Raw genomic sequence first — 15,888 nt, 5'->3', positions numbered from 1 at the left:
GAAATCTTCCCCACCCAAGGAGACGTCCCCATGACCTCTAGGTCCGCCCGTTTCGCCGCCGTCGCGCTCGCCTGCGCGTTGCCTCTGTCCGCGTGCGGCGGGACCGCTGAGGAGGGCGCCGCGGGAACCGAAACCCCGCTGAGTGTCACCACCCCGACGGCACCGCCGCAGGAGGATTTCCGGGTCGAAGAGGTGGATAAGCTTGTCTCCGACGAGTTGACCGGCGAGCCCGTGGACGACCCCGCGATGGAGCTCTCGTACAAGTGGCAGGGCACGTCAAGCGCCCCGAACGGCGGGTCCGTGCTGGTAGTTGCCGTGACCAACAAGTCGGAGGTGCCGATGCCGGCGGACGCGCTGAAGCAGCCGACGCTGAGCTACACCACCGGCGGCAACAACAAGGAAGACGCGGCGCCGCTAAACGCCGAGGAGTCCGGCGTGGACATCATCGGCCTCGACGAGCCGCTGCGCGCCGGCGCGACCGTCAACGCCAAGTACGCCTTCGATGTCGCCCCGGGCAGGCTGTGGGACGCCGACTTCACCATCGGCAACGTCACCTTCTCCGGAAACCTCAACGGCTAGGTAACAAACGCCTCGCGCACATAGTCCAGCGGGTCGCGGACGAGCTCGGCTTTGCGGCAGGAAAAGTCGGTGCGCAGCACGGTGCGGCCCGGTTGATAGGGCGGCCAGCCCGGATCCCCCGTCGCGCAGTAGCGCGCCATCGCCGCGTTCAATCCCGCACTCGGCGCGTACGGGCCTTGCGCGAACAGGGAGGACAGCTCGTCGCTGTGGTGGGCGGGCGCGCCCGATTCGCTAATAAACTCCGCCTGCCACACGCGCCCCGGCGCGCCTTCGGCGACGCGGTCCACGAAGCGCCGGATGAGCGAGTCCGACAGGAAGCGGCCCATCAGGTGCTGCGGGTCGATGGCGCGGCACGCCTCGAGGTAGGCACTGGCTGCGCCGGGCGCGAGCCCCATGAACCGCCCCATCGTGCTCACGGTCGCCGCGCCGAGGCCCATCGCGTCGGTCCACGCGCCGGAGCGGTAGAACTCGTCGCGGGTGGAGGTGACAACGATGTCGACATCGGCGAGCTCGGCTGGGTCGAGCGGGCCGGGTCCGAGCGCGAGGTCGGTGATGTGCGCGGTGCGGAAGCGCCGGTAGCCGCGCGCGAGCCGGTGCGGGTCGGCGGCGCCCAGCGCACTGCGGGTTAGGGGCATGCTTAGCGACGCCCGCAGCGACGCCTTGCGCTGCGCGAACGTTCGCCGCGGAAACGCGGGGGACAGGGCCACCGCCCGGCGAAACGCGCCGCGGTAGTGATCGCGCCGGGCGAGCCACAACACCAGGTTCGCCCCCGCCGATTGCCCCACTAGCGTGATGTTGGTCGGGTCGCCGCCGAAGGCCTCGATGTTTCGCTGCACCCACTCGAGCCCGAGCTGGCAGTCGTGGGCGGCCCGGAAGTGGGCCGGGTCGTCGTCGGGGAATTGCACGAGCCCGGCGAGGTCGAGGCGGTAGCCGAGGCGCACCTGGATCACACCCTCGGACGCGAAGGCGCTCGCGCCGGTGTCCGGGTCGGCGTGGCTGCCCGTTTCGAAGCGCCCGCCGTGGATCCACACCATGACGGGCAGGTCGTCGGAGTCGGTTGCGGCCGCCGGGGTGGTGATCGACAGGGCGGTTTTCTCGGGGCGCGCGGTGGTGGCGTCGATAAGCAGGCCCCGGGCGGCGGGCATCGCGTCGTTGAATGGGGCGCTGATGTGGGAGTACTCGATGGAGTGGAAGTGTCGCGCGGTGCCGTCGCTCACGCCGACAACCGTGCCGGCCGGGCAGGTGACCTCCGCGGTGTTCATGGGGGTGAGTTTAACTTAAGCCGGCGGGCTGGGCGGGCGCGTCTATGATGGCGCCCATGAACCCGTTGCTGCGAGAGTCCACTTTGCCCTACAACCTGCCCGATTTCGCGGCGATTTCGCTCGAGCACGTCGAACCCGCCTTCGAGGAGGCCGTGGCCCGCCACGCCCGCGAGATCGCGGAGATCTCGATGCGAAAGGACCCGACGTGGGAGAACACGGTCGAGGCGTTCGAGCGCTCGGGTGCGGACCTAGACCGGGTCGCCGCCTGGTTTTTCAACCTGCAGGGCACCGACAGCACCGAGGAGTTCGACGCGGTGGCCGACCGCATCGTGCCCAAGCTGTCGGCGCACATGGACTCGATCTACCAAAACGACCAGCTCTTTACGCGCCTGAAGGAGGTTGAGGTGCCGCAAGACGAGGAGTCGAAGCGCTTGCACGACATCCTGCTGCGCCGCTTCACCCGCCGCGGCGCGGGTTTGGACGCCGCCGGCAAGACCCGGCTGCTGGAGATCAACCAGCGCCTCAGCCAGCTCTCCGAGGAGTTTGGCCGCAACCTGCTCGCCGACACCCGTTCGCTCGCGGTTTCGCTGCCCGAGGCCGAGCTCGATGGTTTGAGCGAGGAGCAGAAAAGCTCCTACCGCGACGGCGAGGGCTACACCATCGCCCTCGAGCTGCCGACCACCCAGTCGCTGCAGTCCGAGCTGACCTCGCCCACGGCGCGCCGCGCGCTTTTCGGCGCCTCCCGCGCCCGCGGCGCAACCTCCAACGCCCCGCTGGTCGCCGAGTCGGCGCGCCTGCGCCTCGAGCGCGCGCGGCTGCTGGGCTTTGACACCCACGCCGACTACGTCATCGCCGAAGAGACGGCGGAGACGGCGTCCGCGGCGCGCCAGCTCATCGCCGACCTGGCCCCTGCCGCCGCCGCGAACGCCGCGGCCGAGCTCAAGCTCGCTTCCGAGCTCGCCGGCTGTGAACTCGACGGCGCGGACTGGCCTTTCTACCAGGCGCGGCGCCGCGAGGAGGAGCTTGAGCTCAACGAGGCCGAGCTGCGCAACTACTTCCCGCTTGAGCAGGTGCTTGTCGACGGCGTCTTCTACGCCGCCGAGCTCCTCTACGGCATCACCGTGACCAAGCGCGAGGACCTGCGCGGCTACCGCGACGACGTCGCCGTGTGGGAGGTGCGCGACGCCCCCGAGCGCGGTGGCGAGGGCCTCGGCCTGCTGCTGACGGACTACGCGGCGCGGCCGTCGAAACGCGGCGGGGCGTGGATGAGCTCGTTCGTCGACCAGTCGCGCCTGACCGGCAAGAAGGCCGTGGTGGTCAACGTGATGTCGCTGGCCTCGACGCGCTTGAGCATCGACGAGGTCACCACCGTGTTCCACGAGTTCGGCCACGCCCTGCACGGGCTGCTCTCGGATGTGCGCTACCCCTCGCTGTCCGGCACGAACGTGCCCCGCGACTGGGTCGAGTTTCCCTCCCAGATCAACGAGAACTACGCGTTCGCGCCCGAGATCGTGCGCAACTACGCCCGCCACGTTGACACCGGGGACGTGATCCCCGAGCAGCTGCTGGAGGCTGTGCGCGCATCTAGGCAGTTCGGGCAGGGCTTTGACACCTCCGAGTACCTCGCCGCCGCCGCGATCGATCTGGCGTGGCACTCGATTGATGATTCCGCCGCCATCCCGCAGGGCACCGCGTCGGACATCGCCGACTTCGAGCGCGGCGTGCTGGCAAGCTACGGCCTCGATGTCGAGGGACTCGAGCCGCGCTACCGCTCGACCTGGTTCAACCACATCTTCGCCGGCGGCTACTCCGCGGGTTACTACTCCTACCTGTGGGCCGAGGCGCTCGACGCCGACGGGTACGGCCTGGTGGCCGAGGAGGGCATCAACCGGAAGACGGGCGAGAAGTTCCGCGAGGCGATCCTGTCGCGCGGCGCGGCGCGCGACTACGCCGAGGCCTACCGCGCGTTCCGCGGCCGCGACAAGGACACCCGCCCGCTGCTTGCACGCCGTGGGCTCGAGGGCACAGGGGTGCGCGGTGTTTGACCTTTCGCCCTGGCTGCAACTTCCCATCGTGCTGGTCGTTGTGCTGCCGCTGGCGTCCGTGGCGGCGGCGGTAATCCTGCGCGTGGTTGATTGGTTGGCTACCCCGCGTGCGAGGGAAGTAAGCTAGCCCATTATGGCCAACCCCGAAGAACTGCGCAGGCAGGACGCCCAGCTGCCGAAGGCGCGCCGGAAGTACCCCCAGTCGCGCGTCACGCAGGTGCTCTACGTCATGCTCGCGCTCGTGGTCATCGCCGCGATCGCGGGGCTGATCTAAGAGCTAGCTTCTTTTCGACGCCTTGGCGACGCGCCGGAACAACGCGTTGTCAGGGAGGTCGTCGATAAGCACTGCCGTGCCCGTGGCGTCGGCAAGCGGGATGCACCAGTTGGAGTACTGCTCGGCGTTGGTGCCGGGCTGGTTCTGGATCCGCACGTCGCCCACCATGTCCACCAGGTTCGTGCAGGTCAGCGCCGACGGCGTGGAGGCGACGAAGCGGTTGAGCCCGACGAGCAGGTCCTCAACGTCGCCGAACTCGGACGGTGCCAGCCCGGCGAACTCGCGCTCGGCTAAATCGGTGCCCTCGAAGGCCCCGGCCTCGCGCACGACGTCGAGCACCGCGCCCATCCACACCGCGTCGGCGGCGTTGAGCTCCTCGAGCGTCTCCTCCACCAGGCCGAGCTCGACGCGCAGCTCGTTGTGGGCGCCCTTAAGGTAGCCCGCGGTCGGCGGCAGGTCGTGGGTGCCCACGGACGTTAAACACAGGTTGCGGTACTGGCCCGGGTGCTTCGGGGAGCCCTCGGGCTGGGTGGACTCAAACCACAGCACCGAGGTGCCCAGGATTCCCTTGTCCCGCAGCACGTCCTGGACCCACGGCTCGAAGGTGCCCAGGTCCTCGCCGACGACGATCGCGCCGGCGCGCTGCGCCTCCAGCGCGAGCACGCCGACCATGGCTTCGTGGTCGTAGTTCATGTACGCGCCCTCGGTCGGCGACTCCATGCGCGGGATCCAGAACAGGCGGAACAGCCCCAGGATGTGGTCGACGCGCACGCCGCCGGAGTGGCGCAGGACGGTGCGCAGCAGGTCGCGCCACGGTGCGTACCCCGCCTCGGCCAGGGCGGTGGGGTCCCACGGCGGCTGGGACCAGTCCTGGCCCTGCTGCGAGTACTGGTCCGGCGGGGCGCCGACGGAGGCGTCCTGGACAAGCACGTCGCTCAACGTGGCGGCATCCGCGCCGCCGGGGTGGACGCCGACGGCGAGGTCGGTGACGATGCCGATGTCCATCCCGGCGCCCTTCGCCCGCTGCTGGGCGGCGCGGCGCTGCTCGTCGGCGACGAACTGCAGCCACATGTAGAAGCGCACCGTCTCCTCGTCGTGCGCGCCGCCGCGTCCGGCATGGCGCCCGCTGTCGCTCACGCGCTCGGCGCACCACCGCGCGAACTCGCGCAGGCCCTCGCCCTCGCTTGCGGCGAAGGCCTCGAACTCCTCGAGGCGCTGCGCGTCGTGCTCGGCGACGTAGAACATCTCCCGCGCCGCCGCGAGCTTGACGGCGTAGATCGCGTCGCGCTCGATCGGCTCGGCGGAGGTGTTGGTGTCCTTCAGCGGCGCGGCGGCGGCGAGGATCTCCTCGCGGATCTCCGGGTCAAGGCTGGAGAACTCGGGGACGTCCTCGATCGCGATGTAGATGGGGTTGATGAAGCGCCGCGAGGTGGGCAGGTACGGCGAATCCTCCACGGGAGGTTCCGGCTCGGCGGCGTGGACCGGGTTGATCAGCAGGTAATCCGCACCTTCGGCACCCACAACCTCGGCGAGCAGCCCGAGGTCGCCTAAGTCGCCGATGCCCCAGGAGCGCTTCGAGCGCGCCGAGTACAGCTGCGCCATCACGCCCCAGGTTGGGTTGGCGATGAAGCGTTGGTTTGTCTCAAGCGCGCCTGGCACGACGATGAGGGTGCAGGTCGCCTCCACGTTGTCGGACTCCAGGTTCAGCTCGTGCCACCCGACGGGAAGGTCGCCGGGAACGTGGAAGGTGGCCTCCCCCCACGTGGTCCCGTCGGCGGCGGTGTAGGGCGCGGTCCAGTTCTCATCCTGGTAGGCGTCGCGGCTGGAGCCGTCCTCGAGCCGGATCCAGCAGTGGGCGGGATGGCCGTCGTGCACGTGGGCGTTGAAGTGCTTTTCGCTTCCCGCCGTGGCCACCACGCACGCGGGCAGCGGCCGGGTGGCTTCGCGCTCGCGCTTGGCTTCGAGGAAGAACTGCAACTCCTCGGCGCCGGGAGTGTCGGTAAGTTCCACCCCGAGGGCGCGGAGCAGCTGTATGTAGGAGGAAGCAGGGGGCTCGGTGATCAGACCGTTCGATGCCCGGTAGTGAGATCCGAGCCCGTAGGCGGTAGCAAGGGCCATGAGGTGGTCTGGGTGCGTCACATCAAGCAATTGTGCCAAAAGTCACCCGGCGTCGTCATTGGAGTGACACGTAAGGGTAGTGTTGTCGACTATGACTAGTGCCACGTTTACCGTTGAACCTGATTTCACCATCCAGCCAGAAGAGAATGTCGTCAGCGACGTTATTCAGCTGAGCGAGTCCCGCCCGGAGGTCGTCTTGTTCCAAAGGCCGAACGGTGCGGGATGGATCGATATCACCGCCCATGACTTCGTCGCCAGCGCGTACGCGTTGGCCAAGGGGTTGATCGCCAACGGTATTGAGCCGGGGGACCGCGTCGTGGTTCTTTCGGATTCGCGTTACGAATGGTCCCTGGCGGACTTTGCCATCCTCACCGCGGGTGCGGTAACTGTGCCGATTTATCCGTCGAGCTCCGAGAACCAGATCGAGTGGATTCTCGAGGACTCCGGCGCGAAGCTCGTTTTTGCCGAGACTGCCGCGCACGCCGAAGCCGTGAACAACGTCCTCGCCGCCTCAGGCAAGGAGGGTGTGCGCGTCGTGGAATTCGAGTCCGAAGGCATCGAGGAAATCACCTCGGACGGCACAGATGTGGAGCAGTCGCTTGTCGACGACCGGGTCGCCAACATCACCCACGACAGCCTCGCATCCATCGTGTACACCTCGGGTACGACTGGGCGCCCCAAGGGAGTCAACCTGACTCACATCAACTGGTACCACGAAGCTCGTGGTCTGCTGTCGAGTAAGCTTGTTACCTCGCTTGGTGCCCCTGTGGGCAAGCACTTCGTGATATTCCTGCCGCTGGCCCACGTCCTGCAGCGTGCCGTGACCTTCACCCTCATGATCGCGGGGGCGACTCAGTCCCACTGGGGCGATACCTCAACCATCACCAAGGAATTCCAACGCTCCAAGCCCGCCCTGGTGCTCGGAGTGCCGCGCGTGTTTGAGAAAGTCCGCGCGGGGGCTTACAACCAGGCGGCCGACAGTTCCGACGTGGCGAAACGAATCTTCCTGGCTGCAGAAAAGACGGCCGTGGAGTATTCCAAGGCGCTGGATACTACCAAGGGCCCCGGCCTGCTGCTTAAAGCAAAAGCCACGTTGTTTGACAAGCTCGTCTACTCCAAGGTGAAGGCGGCGATGGGCGGGCAGGTGCAGGTCGCGATCTCCGGCGGCTCGGCGATCGGCGCCGACCTGCTGCACTTCTTCCGTGGCATGGGGATCACCATTTACGAAGGTTACGGTCTGACCGAAACGACTGCCGCCGCCTCCGTCAACGAGCCCGGCCAGATGCGCATCGGCACCGTCGGCCGCCCGGTGGCGGGCTTTAAGGCGCGTGTGACCGAGGAAAGCGAAATCCAGTTCAGTGGTGACGGTGTGTCGAAGTCCTATTGGAACAACCCCGAGGCCACCGAGGCGTCCATGAAGGACGGCTGGTTCTCCACCGGAGACCTCGGCGAGATTGACGACGACGGCTTCATCCGCATCACGGGACGTAAGAAGGATCTCATCGTCACCGCTGGAGGCAAGAATGTTTCCCCGGGTCCGCTTGAAGAGGTTCTGACGCAGGACCAGCTGATCGCGAATGCCATCGTGGTCGGCGATGGCAGGCCGTTCGTCGGCTTGCTGGTCACCATCGACGAGGCTGAGCTGAAGCGGTGGAAGGCGAAGAACGGCATCGACGAGAACGCTCCGCTCAGCGAGCTGAAGAACAACGACAAGTTGATCGCAGCCGTGCAGTCCGCCGTGGACACGGCGAACAAGACCGTGTCCAAGGCGGAGGGAATCAGGAAGTTCCGCATCCTCGAGCGCGACCTACGCGAGGAAGAGGACGAGATCACCCCGACGATGAAGATCAAGCGCAACGTCGTCGTCAAGCGCTTCGCCGACGAGATCGAAGCGCTCTACCAACGCTAAGTCTCGGCGCGCCGCGCGGATTCTCACCGCGCGGGCGCTACCATTTCCCCAGCGAATCGTCACATGTTGCAAAGGTAGATTGAAGGGGGATGGATCGTGCAGAAAACCGCCGCGGTGCTGCGCCATCGTGAGCTGACCCAGGAAATCTACAACATCGGTGACGAGGTCGCGGAGTATATCGAGCACATCGCGGAATCGATTGCCGATTACGACGGCGAGCTCACTGACGACTGCCTCGCAGAGTTCTCGGAAATCATCGATGACGCCCGCCAGGACGCGCGCCGCGTCGTCGGCGAGCTGATCGGGTTGCGGCAAGCGCTGACCTCGGGGATGCGCGCCGGCGTGCTTTCCGCCTCGGCGTCCGCCGAGGAGCGCATCCCTGAACCGGAGTTCCTCGACGCGATCGGCCTGGAAGACCTCTACCCGCTTACCGCGCCGTTTTCGGTGCGCACGATGAACGACGCGCTGACCGGCCGTACCGAGCTGACTGTGCAGCATCTGACCGAAATCGTCAGCTTCACCCTCGAGCAAACCGACATGGTCGCCCGCGAACTCGGTGCGGTGAGCCTGCCGCACCTTTATGCCCGCGTCGGCGAGCTCGTCGAGGCTGCTGTCGAAGGGTGGATGGAAACCGTCTGCGTCGACCACCCCGCGTTCACCCGCACGATGCGCGGTTCGAACCCGCCGACGTTTTTGGCGGAGCGCGCGCGGATTGACGCGATCGTGGCCAAGGTCGCCGCGAAGCGCTCACGCCGGGGTGCCTAGATCTTGTTCGGCCTGTACATCCACGTGCCGTTCTGCGCGACCCGCTGTGGCTACTGCGATTTCAACACCTACACGCCCACCGAGGTCGAAACCTCGCACGAAACGTACCTGCGCGCGCTAGAAGCCGAGTTGGCGAAGGCGGATACTTCCCCCGCGGACACCGTGTTCATCGGAGGCGGAACGCCCTCGCTGCTCGGGGCGGCGGGGTTGGGTCGCATCATGGAGATGGTGCACACCCACGTCGGCCTGAAACCTGGCGCGGAGGTGACCACGGAGTCGAACCCGGAGTCCACCAGCCCGGAGTATTTCGAGGGCCTGCTTGAAGCCGGGTTCACCCGGGTGTCGCTGGGGATGCAGTCCGCCTCGACACCTGTTCTCAAGGTGCTCGACCGTATGCACACCCCGGGCCGCGCCGTCTCGGCGGCGAAAGAGGCGCTGGACGCCGGGTTCGAGCACGTCAACCTCGATATGATCTACGGCACCCCGACGGAAACGGATGACGATGTGCGGGCAACCCTCGATGCGGTGCTCTCAACGGGCGTCGACCACGTCAGCGCGTACTCGCTGATCGTCGAGGACGGCACCGCGATGGCTCGGAAGGTCCGTCGCGGGGAGCTGCCGGCACCGAGCGAGGACGTCTACGCCGACCGCTACGAGATCATCTCGGGCACCCTCGAGGACGCTGGCTTCGGCTGGTACGAGGTGTCTAACTGGGCGCGTGAAGGCGGGCAGTGCCGGCACAACCTCCTGTACTGGCGCGGGGGGCAGTGGTGGGGAGCTGGCCCCGGCGCCCACAGCTTCATCGGCACCACGAGATTCCACAACGTCAAGCGCCCCGAACGCTACAGCGAGCTGCTCGCCGGCGGATCGCTGCCTATCGCGGATCAGGAATCTTTGACCGCGCAGGAGCAACACTTCGAGGCGATCATGCTGGGGTTGCGGTTGAAGGAGGGAATCCCGCGCGAGTGGATAGGCGAGAGCGCGTGGGGGGTCGTCGACAAGCATGCGCGCGCGGGTCTGCTCTCCGTGGGCGAGCGGGTCGCGGTCACGGACGCGGGGCGCCTGTTTGCCGACGGCATCATCACCGACATTCTGGCGGCGGAATAGCGCGCGGGTAAGGTGGTGGGCATGAGTGGGGCAGAAGATCGCAGGCAGGCGGTGCTTCGCGCCATCGTGGCCGACTACATCGCCCTGCAGGAGCCGGTGGGCTCGAAGTCGCTCGTGCAGCGGCACAACCTGAGCGTTTCCTCCGCGACGATCCGCAACGACATGTCGGTGCTGGAAAAGGAGGGCTTCATCGCCCAGCAGCACTCCAGTTCTGGCCGTGTGCCCACGGAGAAGGGTTACCGCGCCTTCGTCGACGCGCTGCACGGGGTCAAGCCGCTCTCGGCGCCGGAGCGCCACGCGATCTTGGACTTTTTGGAAAACGGCACCGACCTTGAGGACGTGCTGCGCCGCTCGGTGCAGCTGCTCGCGCAGATTACCAACCAGGCCGCCGTAGTGCAGCTGCCCACCCTCGAGGTGTCGCGGGTGAAGCACTGCGAGGTGGTGGCGTTGGCGCCGACGCGTCTGCTCCTGGTGGTCATCACCGACTCGGGCCGGGTGGACCAGCGCAACGTCGAGCTCGCCACCGCACTCGCCGTCGAGGACGTGCGCCTGCTCCGCGACGCCCTCAACACCGTGCTGGTCGGGGCCACGATGTCGGAGGCCTCGACGTCGCTGGCGAAGCTGGCGGAGCTCGCCGACGCGCGGATTGCGGACGCCGTCGAGCGCGCCACCGCGGTGCTCATTGAAACGCTCGTGGACACCCCGAGCGACCGGCTGCTCATCGCGGGTGCCGCCAACCTCACCCACGTCTCCGCCTCCGGGGGCGATCTGCATAGTGTCATCGCCGCGCTCGAGGAGCAGGTTGTGGTGCTCAAGTTGCTCGCCAGTGCCCAGGAGCTCGAGCGCGTCAGCGTGCGCATCGGCCGCGAGAACGAGGACGAGGAATTTTCCCGCGCCTCGATTGTTACAACTGCATACGGCACCGGGGAAGCCCTCGGCGGTCTAGGGGTGGTGGGTCCCACTTACATGGACTACCCCGGTACGATTCAAAAGGTTGCCACGGTGGCCCGCTACATTAGCCGGATCCTGCGTGGAGAGTAGAAGCTTTTTAGAAAGGCGTATCTGAGACAGTGGCTCGTGACTATTACGGGATCCTCGGCGTCGACCGCGAGGCGACCGAGCAGGAGATTAAGAGGGCGTACCGCAAGCTGGCGCGCACGTACCACCCGGATGTCAACCCGTCCGAGGAGGCCGCGGAGAAGTTCCGCGAGATCTCCATGGCGCAGGAGGTGTTGCTCGACCCCTCCAAGCGCCACATCGTTGACCGCGGCGGCGACCCGATGGAGCAAGGCGCCGCCGGGCCGGGCGGGGCAGGCGGGTTTGGTGGCTTCGGCGACATTTTCGAGGCCTTCTTCGGCGGCGCAGGCCAGGGCCGTGAGCCGCGCTCGCGCGTGCAGCCCGGCAATGACGCCCTGCTGCGCACCGCCATTACGCTTGACGACGCCTTCACCGGCGTAAAGAAGGAAGTCACCGTCGACACCGCCGTCTTGTGCGACGCCTGCACCGGCACCGGGTCCGAATCGAAGTCGAAGCCGGTGACCTGCGACCACTGCCACGGCACTGGCTCGGTTGAGGAGGTCCAGCAGTCTTTCCTCGGCAACATCATGACCACCCGCGACTGCCCCAAGTGCCGCGGGTTCGGCGAGCTGATCAAGGATCCCTGCCGCCAGTGCGCGGGAGATGGCCGGGTGCGCTCGCGCCGCGATTTGACTGTGAACATCCCGGCCGGTATCGCCGACGGCATGCGGATCCGCATGGCGGGCCAGGGTGAGGTCGGCCACGGCGGCGGGCCCGCAGGCGATCTGTACGTCGAGGTTCACACGCAGCCGCACCCAGTTTTCGCGCGTGAGGGCGACAACCTGCATCTGCGCGTGACGGTGCCGATGTACGAGGCGGCCCTGGGCACCTCGTTAACGGTGGATACTCTCGGCGGCGGCGAGGCCTCGATTGAGGTGCCGGCAGGCACACAGCCGAACGAGCGCGTCGTGCTCACCGGCGCTGGCATGCCGCGGCTGCGCAGCCAGGAGGCCGGCGACATGATCGCGCACATTGAGGTAGTCGTGCCCACGGAGCTTCGCCCCGAGGAGCGCGAGGCGCTCGAGGGCCTGCGCGACGGCCACGCCCACTCCGCGTCGGTGGCCAGCGAGGACGCCGGCCACAACGAGTCCTTCTTCGGCCGGATGCGCGGCCGCTTCCGCCGATGAGCCTGCCGGTCTTCATCACCCCGGACCCCGCCCGCGGCGAGCTCGACGGGGCGGAGGGCCGCCACGCGGTCACGGTCAAGCGCATCGCCGTGGGCGAGCGCATCATGCTTGTCGACGGCGCCGGCACCGCCGCCGAGGTCACGGTGACCGAGGTGCGCGGTAAGGACTTCCTGCGCGGCGAGGTGCTGGGGTTCACCCAGGTGCCGAAGCCAACCCCGCGCGTCACCGTCGTCCAAGCCATCCCGAAGGCGGACCGCGCCGAGCTCGCCGTCGACTTGGCCGTACAAGGCGGCGCCGACGCGATCGTACCGTGGATCTCGCAGCGCACCATCGCGCGCTGGCCCGCGGACAAGCAGGCCAAGCAGGTGGCCAAGTGGCAGGCGGTGGCGCGCGAGGCAGCCAAGCAGTCGCGCCGGGCGTGGGTGCCTCAGGTGGCGGAGCCTGTGACGACGAACCAGCTGCGTGAGCGGGTTGTCGGCAAGCAGGCGCTCGTTCTGCACGAGGACGCGAAGCGGTCGATCACGGACATCGAGTTCGCCGACGAGGTCTTTGTCATCGTCGGGCCGGAGGGCGGCATCGGGCCCGAGGAGCTCAAGAGCTTGGGCGCCGAGGCCGTCAAGCTCGGCCCGGAGGTGTTGCGCACAGCCTCGGCGGGGTTCGCGGCGCTGTGCGCGATCGGCGCTGTCACGGGGCGCTGGTAGGGTTTCACATTATGGAAGAACTGGTGACGCGCAAGGTTGAGCTCGACTCGACCTACGCCCAGGCGGTGCTCGGTATCAACGACGACAACCTGCGGGTGCTGAACCAGCAGCTCGGCGCGGACATCCACGCCCGCGGCACCACGGTCACGCTGCGCGGGCCCGTCGCCGCGGTGGCCCACGCCACCCGGGTCCTCGACGAGATTGAATCGATGGCGCGCCGCGGGGTGCCTGTCGGGCCCGACACCGTGGTCCACGCCACTCGGATTATGGAGACCGAGGCGCCGGAGTCGGTCGCGGAGATCCTCGGCGCCGAGATCGTCGCGCGCCGCGGCAAGGTGATTCGTCCGAAAACCGCAGGCCAGCGCCGCTACGTCGATGCGATCGATGAGAACACGATCACCTTCGGCATCGGGCCTGCGGGTTCGGGCAAGACCTACCTCGCGGTGGCGAAGGCGGTCCAAGCGCTGCAATCCAAGCAGGTCAAACGCATCATCCTGACCCGTCCGGCCGTCGAGGCCGGCGAGAAGCTCGGCTTCCTGCCCGGCACGCTCAACGACAAGATCGACCCGTACCTGCGCCCGCTTTACGACGCTCTGCGCGACATGCTGGACCCCGAGATGATCCCGAAGCTGCTCGATGCCGGCATCATCGAGGTCGCCCCGCTGGCGTACATGCGCGGGCGCACGCTCAACGACGCCTTCGTCATCCTCGACGAAGCGCAGAACACCACGGGCAGCCAGATGAAGATGTTTTTGACCCGCCTCGGCTTCGGCTCGAAGATGGTGGTCACCGGTGACGTCTCCCAGGTGGACCTGCCCAGTGGCACGGTCTCCGGCCTGCGCGTGGCGCGGCGCATCCTCGGTGGCATCGACGACATTTACATCGAGGAGCTCAGCGCGGAGGACGTGGTGCGCCACCACCTGATCTCGCGCATCGTCGAGGCCTACGATCGCCACGACGCCACCAACGCGGCGCGCTACGAGAAGAAGCAGGCGGAGCGAGAAAGGGCGCTGCCATGAGCATCGAGGTGCTAAACGAGTCCGGCGAGGGTGACATCAACGAAGAGATGCTCGTCGACGTCTCCTCCTTCGCACTGGCCGCCATGGACGTCCACCCTGAGACCGAGGTGACCATCACGCTCGTCGACGAGCCCACGATGGCGGACCTCCACGTCCGCTGGATGGACCTCGAGGGGCCCACCGACGTGATGAGCTTCCCCATGGACGAGCTCACCCCCGGCGGCGGCCGCCCGGATGCGGCGCAGCCCGGCCCGGCGATGCTTGGTGACATCATTTTGTGCCCGGCCTTTGATCGTAGGCAAGCGGAGCTCGCGGGCCACGACCTCGGGCACGAGCTGGCGCTGCTGACCGTCCACGGCGTGCTGCACCTGCTCGGCTACGACCACATCGCGCCCGAGGACGAGCGCGAGATGTTCTCGCTGCAGAACGAGATCCTCGCCGACTGGTACGACAACCTCGCCGCGCGCGGGGTGCAGTACCAGCCGAAGCCCACCGGGGCCCAGGCGTTTCCCTCCGCCGCCGACCGCGACGACCTCGACCGCCGGATGAAGGAGCAGTAGCGCTCGTGGAGTTCACCGTCACATACGCGGTGGTCGCGCTCGCTGCGCTGCTCGCCTCGGGCCTGCTCGGGTCCGTGGAATCGGCGCTCGCCCCGATCTCGCGGGCGCGCGTGGAGAGCATGCTCAAGGACGACGTCCCGGGCTCCCGGGCGTTGATGCGGGTCGTCGATTCGCGGGCGAATCAGGTCAACATGCTGGTCATGGTGCGTACGGTGCTGGACGTCACCGCCGCCGTCTTCGCCGCCATGTTCACGCTGGATCTGTTTGGGGCTGTCTCCTGGGCGATTTTCGTCGCGGTCGCCGGTGTGACGCTGCTGCAGTTCGGCATCATCGGCGTGTTCGCCCGCACGGCGGGGCGGCGCAACCCGTACTCGATCTCGCTGCGCGCCGCCCAGTGGCTCGTGGCGTTCAACGTGGTCCTTGGCCCGGTGGCGCGGCTTTTGATCTGGGTGGGCAACCTCTTCCACCCGGGCCGCGACTTCCGCGAGGGCCCTTACGCCACGGAGATCGAGCTGCGCGAGATGGTGGACATCGCCCAGGAGCGCGGGGTGGTGGAGACCACCGAGCACCGCATGATCCAGAACATCTTCGACTTAGCCTCCACCTACGCCAAGCAGGTCATGGTGCCGCGCCCGGAGATGATCTGGATCGAGGCGGAAAAGACCGTGGGGCAGGCCACGCGCCTGATGGTGCGCTCCGGGCACTCGCGCGTACCCGCGATCGGGGAGAACGCCGACGACATCGTGGGCGTTGTCTACCTCAAGGACATGTTCACTTCGGACGGCCGCCCCCTCGACCCGGCGACCTCAATCGCGGACGTGATGCGCGAGCCGCTGTTCATCCCCGAGTCGAAGCCGCTCGACGTACTGCTCCACGAGATGCAGCAGCGAGGCACGCACATCGCCATGCTTATCGACGAGTACGGCGGCGTCGCCGGACTCCTCACCATGGAGGACCTGCTGGAGGAGATCGTCGGCGAGATCACCGACGAGTACGACGAGGCGGAGATGGCGCCGATCGAGCCGCTTGAAGGGCCGCGCTACCGCGCGCAGGCGCGCCTGCCTCTCGACGACCTGGTGGACTATCTGCAGGACAACGTCGGTTACGAGCTGTCCTTCGACGACGAGATCGTCGACTCGGTAGACACTGTCGCCGGACTGCTGTCCTTCGAGCTCGGCCGCGTTCCGTTGCCCGGGTCCTCGGTGGAAGTTTCCGAGCTGCGCTTCACCGCCGAGGGTGGGCGCGACCGCCGCGGCCGCATCAAGGTGCGCAGCGTGCTCATCGAGTTGCCCGACGTGATCGACGAGTACCAGTCCGCTCAGTAGCCGCCAGCGGGCGTGGTGCA

Annotated in this window: 15 protein-coding genes; 13 read left to right on the top strand and 2 right to left on the bottom strand. The window is 67.4% G+C overall.

The genetic code is table 11. The annotated features are described in order from the left end of the window. Window positions 1-30: 30 nt before the first annotated feature. Window positions 31-579 (top strand): hypothetical protein, encoded by a 549-nt coding sequence (locus RIU96_RS10885; RefSeq protein WP_259787459.1) that lies wholly within the window; start codon window positions 31-33, stop codon window positions 577-579. Here the strand turns inward: RIU96_RS10885 and RIU96_RS10880 are convergent. Further along, window positions 576-1,841: a carboxylesterase family protein gene (locus RIU96_RS10880; protein ID WP_259787457.1), complete on the bottom strand. Its 1,266-nt coding sequence runs from the start codon at window positions 1,839-1,841 to the stop codon at window positions 576-578. The two genes, RIU96_RS10885 and RIU96_RS10880, sit on opposite strands and share 4 nt — an antisense overlap. A gap of 47 nt (window positions 1,842-1,888) precedes the next feature. Between RIU96_RS10880 and RIU96_RS10875 the strand changes: the two genes are divergently transcribed. Genes RIU96_RS10875 through RIU96_RS10865 form a run of 3 tightly spaced genes read left to right on the top strand, consistent with a single transcriptional unit; the run spans window position 1,889 to window position 4,160 of the window. Next, window positions 1,889-3,886 (top strand): M3 family metallopeptidase, encoded by a 1,998-nt coding sequence (locus tag RIU96_RS10875; protein ID WP_311205189.1) that lies wholly within the window; start codon window positions 1,889-1,891, stop codon window positions 3,884-3,886. Continuing rightward, window positions 3,879-4,013, top strand: coding sequence for a hypothetical protein (locus RIU96_RS10870; RefSeq protein ID WP_258562676.1), 135 nt, complete (start codon window positions 3,879-3,881; stop codon window positions 4,011-4,013). Before RIU96_RS10875 ends, RIU96_RS10870 begins: the two co-directional genes overlap by 8 nt. A 6-nt stretch (window positions 4,014-4,019) precedes the next feature. Then, window positions 4,020-4,160, top strand: a complete 141-nt coding sequence (locus RIU96_RS10865) for a hypothetical protein (protein WP_170228648.1) — start codon at window positions 4,020-4,022, stop codon at window positions 4,158-4,160. A gap of 3 nt (window positions 4,161-4,163) precedes the next feature. Here RIU96_RS10865 and malQ read toward each other — a convergent pair whose 3' ends face one another. After that, the gene (malQ, locus tag RIU96_RS10860) at window positions 4,164-6,299 is read right to left on the bottom strand and encodes a 4-alpha-glucanotransferase (RefSeq protein WP_311204984.1); all 2,136 of its coding nucleotides are present in this window, start codon (window positions 6,297-6,299) and stop codon (window positions 4,164-4,166) included. Between the two features lie 70 nt (window positions 6,300-6,369). On the opposite strand from malQ, the gene RIU96_RS10855 reads away from it, so the two are divergent. The 9 genes from RIU96_RS10855 (at window position 6,370) to RIU96_RS10815 (ending at window position 15,868) form a co-directional block, all read left to right on the top strand. Beyond that, entirely contained in the window at window positions 6,370-8,187 is a 1,818-nt protein-coding gene (locus RIU96_RS10855; protein ID WP_311204983.1) for an AMP-dependent synthetase/ligase, read from the top strand. A 96-nt stretch (window positions 8,188-8,283) separates the two neighbouring features. Beyond that, the gene (locus RIU96_RS10850) at window positions 8,284-8,952 is read left to right on the top strand and encodes a hypothetical protein (protein ID WP_136652799.1); all 669 of its coding nucleotides are present in this window, start codon (window positions 8,284-8,286) and stop codon (window positions 8,950-8,952) included. Window positions 8,953-8,955: 3 nt separating this feature from the next. Further along, window positions 8,956-10,059, top strand: coding sequence for a radical SAM family heme chaperone HemW (hemW, locus tag RIU96_RS10845; protein WP_259795010.1), 1,104 nt, complete (start codon window positions 8,956-8,958; stop codon window positions 10,057-10,059). Window positions 10,060-10,080: 21 nt separating this feature from the next. Next, window positions 10,081-11,100, top strand: coding sequence for a heat-inducible transcriptional repressor HrcA (gene hrcA / locus RIU96_RS10840; protein WP_136652797.1), 1,020 nt, complete (start codon window positions 10,081-10,083; stop codon window positions 11,098-11,100). A gap of 29 nt (window positions 11,101-11,129) precedes the next feature. Next, window positions 11,130-12,263 (top strand): molecular chaperone DnaJ, encoded by a 1,134-nt coding sequence (dnaJ, locus tag RIU96_RS10835; protein WP_136652796.1) that lies wholly within the window; start codon window positions 11,130-11,132, stop codon window positions 12,261-12,263. Further along, complete coding sequence (locus RIU96_RS10830) at window positions 12,260-12,964, top strand: 16S rRNA (uracil(1498)-N(3))-methyltransferase (RefSeq protein WP_311204982.1); 705 nt, start codon at window positions 12,260-12,262, stop codon at window positions 12,962-12,964. Before dnaJ ends, RIU96_RS10830 begins: the two co-directional genes overlap by 4 nt. Window positions 12,965-12,975: 11 nt before the next feature. Then, window positions 12,976-13,983 carry a PhoH family protein gene (locus RIU96_RS10825; protein WP_144318006.1) on the top strand — a complete coding sequence of 336 codons (1,008 nt, stop codon included), beginning with the start codon at window positions 12,976-12,978 and terminating at the stop codon, window positions 13,981-13,983. Continuing rightward, window positions 13,980-14,543 (top strand): rRNA maturation RNase YbeY, encoded by a 564-nt coding sequence (gene ybeY / locus RIU96_RS10820; protein WP_136652793.1) that lies wholly within the window; start codon window positions 13,980-13,982, stop codon window positions 14,541-14,543. The genes RIU96_RS10825 and ybeY overlap by 4 nt, the downstream gene beginning before the upstream one ends. A 5-nt stretch (window positions 14,544-14,548) precedes the next feature. Continuing rightward, a complete protein-coding gene (locus RIU96_RS10815; RefSeq protein ID WP_136652792.1) occupies window positions 14,549-15,868 on the top strand; it encodes a hemolysin family protein in 1,320 nt (439 codons plus the stop codon). The last annotated feature ends 20 nt before the right edge of the window (window positions 15,869-15,888 follow it).

The organism is Corynebacterium sp. Z-1, assembly GCF_031844665.1.
In the GTDB taxonomy this organism is placed as follows: domain Bacteria; phylum Actinomycetota; class Actinomycetes; order Mycobacteriales; family Mycobacteriaceae; genus Corynebacterium; species Corynebacterium sanguinis.
The sequence above is the reverse complement of the archived record's forward strand: the minus strand, read 5'-3'. Positions and strand labels throughout refer to the sequence as shown.

What these genes read in the sequence shown, in the direction of transcription:
- RIU96_RS10855 (WP_311204983.1), top strand. Translation starts at nt 6,370, where the DNA reads ATGACTAGTGCCACGTTTACCGTTGAACCTGATTTCACCATCCAGCCA.
- RIU96_RS10830 (WP_311204982.1), top strand. Translation starts at nt 12,260, where the DNA reads ATGAGCCTGCCGGTCTTCATCACCCCGGACCCCGCCCGCGGCGAGCTC.
- RIU96_RS10865 (WP_170228648.1), top strand. Translation starts at nt 4,020, where the DNA reads ATGGCCAACCCCGAAGAACTGCGCAGGCAGGACGCCCAGCTGCCGAAG.
- RIU96_RS10880 (WP_259787457.1), bottom strand. Translation starts at nt 1,841, where the DNA reads ATGAACACCGCGGAGGTCACCTGCCCGGCCGGCACGGTTGTCGGCGTG.
- RIU96_RS10875 (WP_311205189.1), top strand. Translation starts at nt 1,889, where the DNA reads ATGGCGCCCATGAACCCGTTGCTGCGAGAGTCCACTTTGCCCTACAAC.
- RIU96_RS10885 (WP_259787459.1), top strand. Translation starts at nt 31, where the DNA reads ATGACCTCTAGGTCCGCCCGTTTCGCCGCCGTCGCGCTCGCCTGCGCG.
- RIU96_RS10825 (WP_144318006.1), top strand. Translation starts at nt 12,976, where the DNA reads ATGGAAGAACTGGTGACGCGCAAGGTTGAGCTCGACTCGACCTACGCC.
- hrcA (WP_136652797.1), top strand. Translation starts at nt 10,081, where the DNA reads ATGAGTGGGGCAGAAGATCGCAGGCAGGCGGTGCTTCGCGCCATCGTG.
- ybeY (WP_136652793.1), top strand. Translation starts at nt 13,980, where the DNA reads ATGAGCATCGAGGTGCTAAACGAGTCCGGCGAGGGTGACATCAACGAA.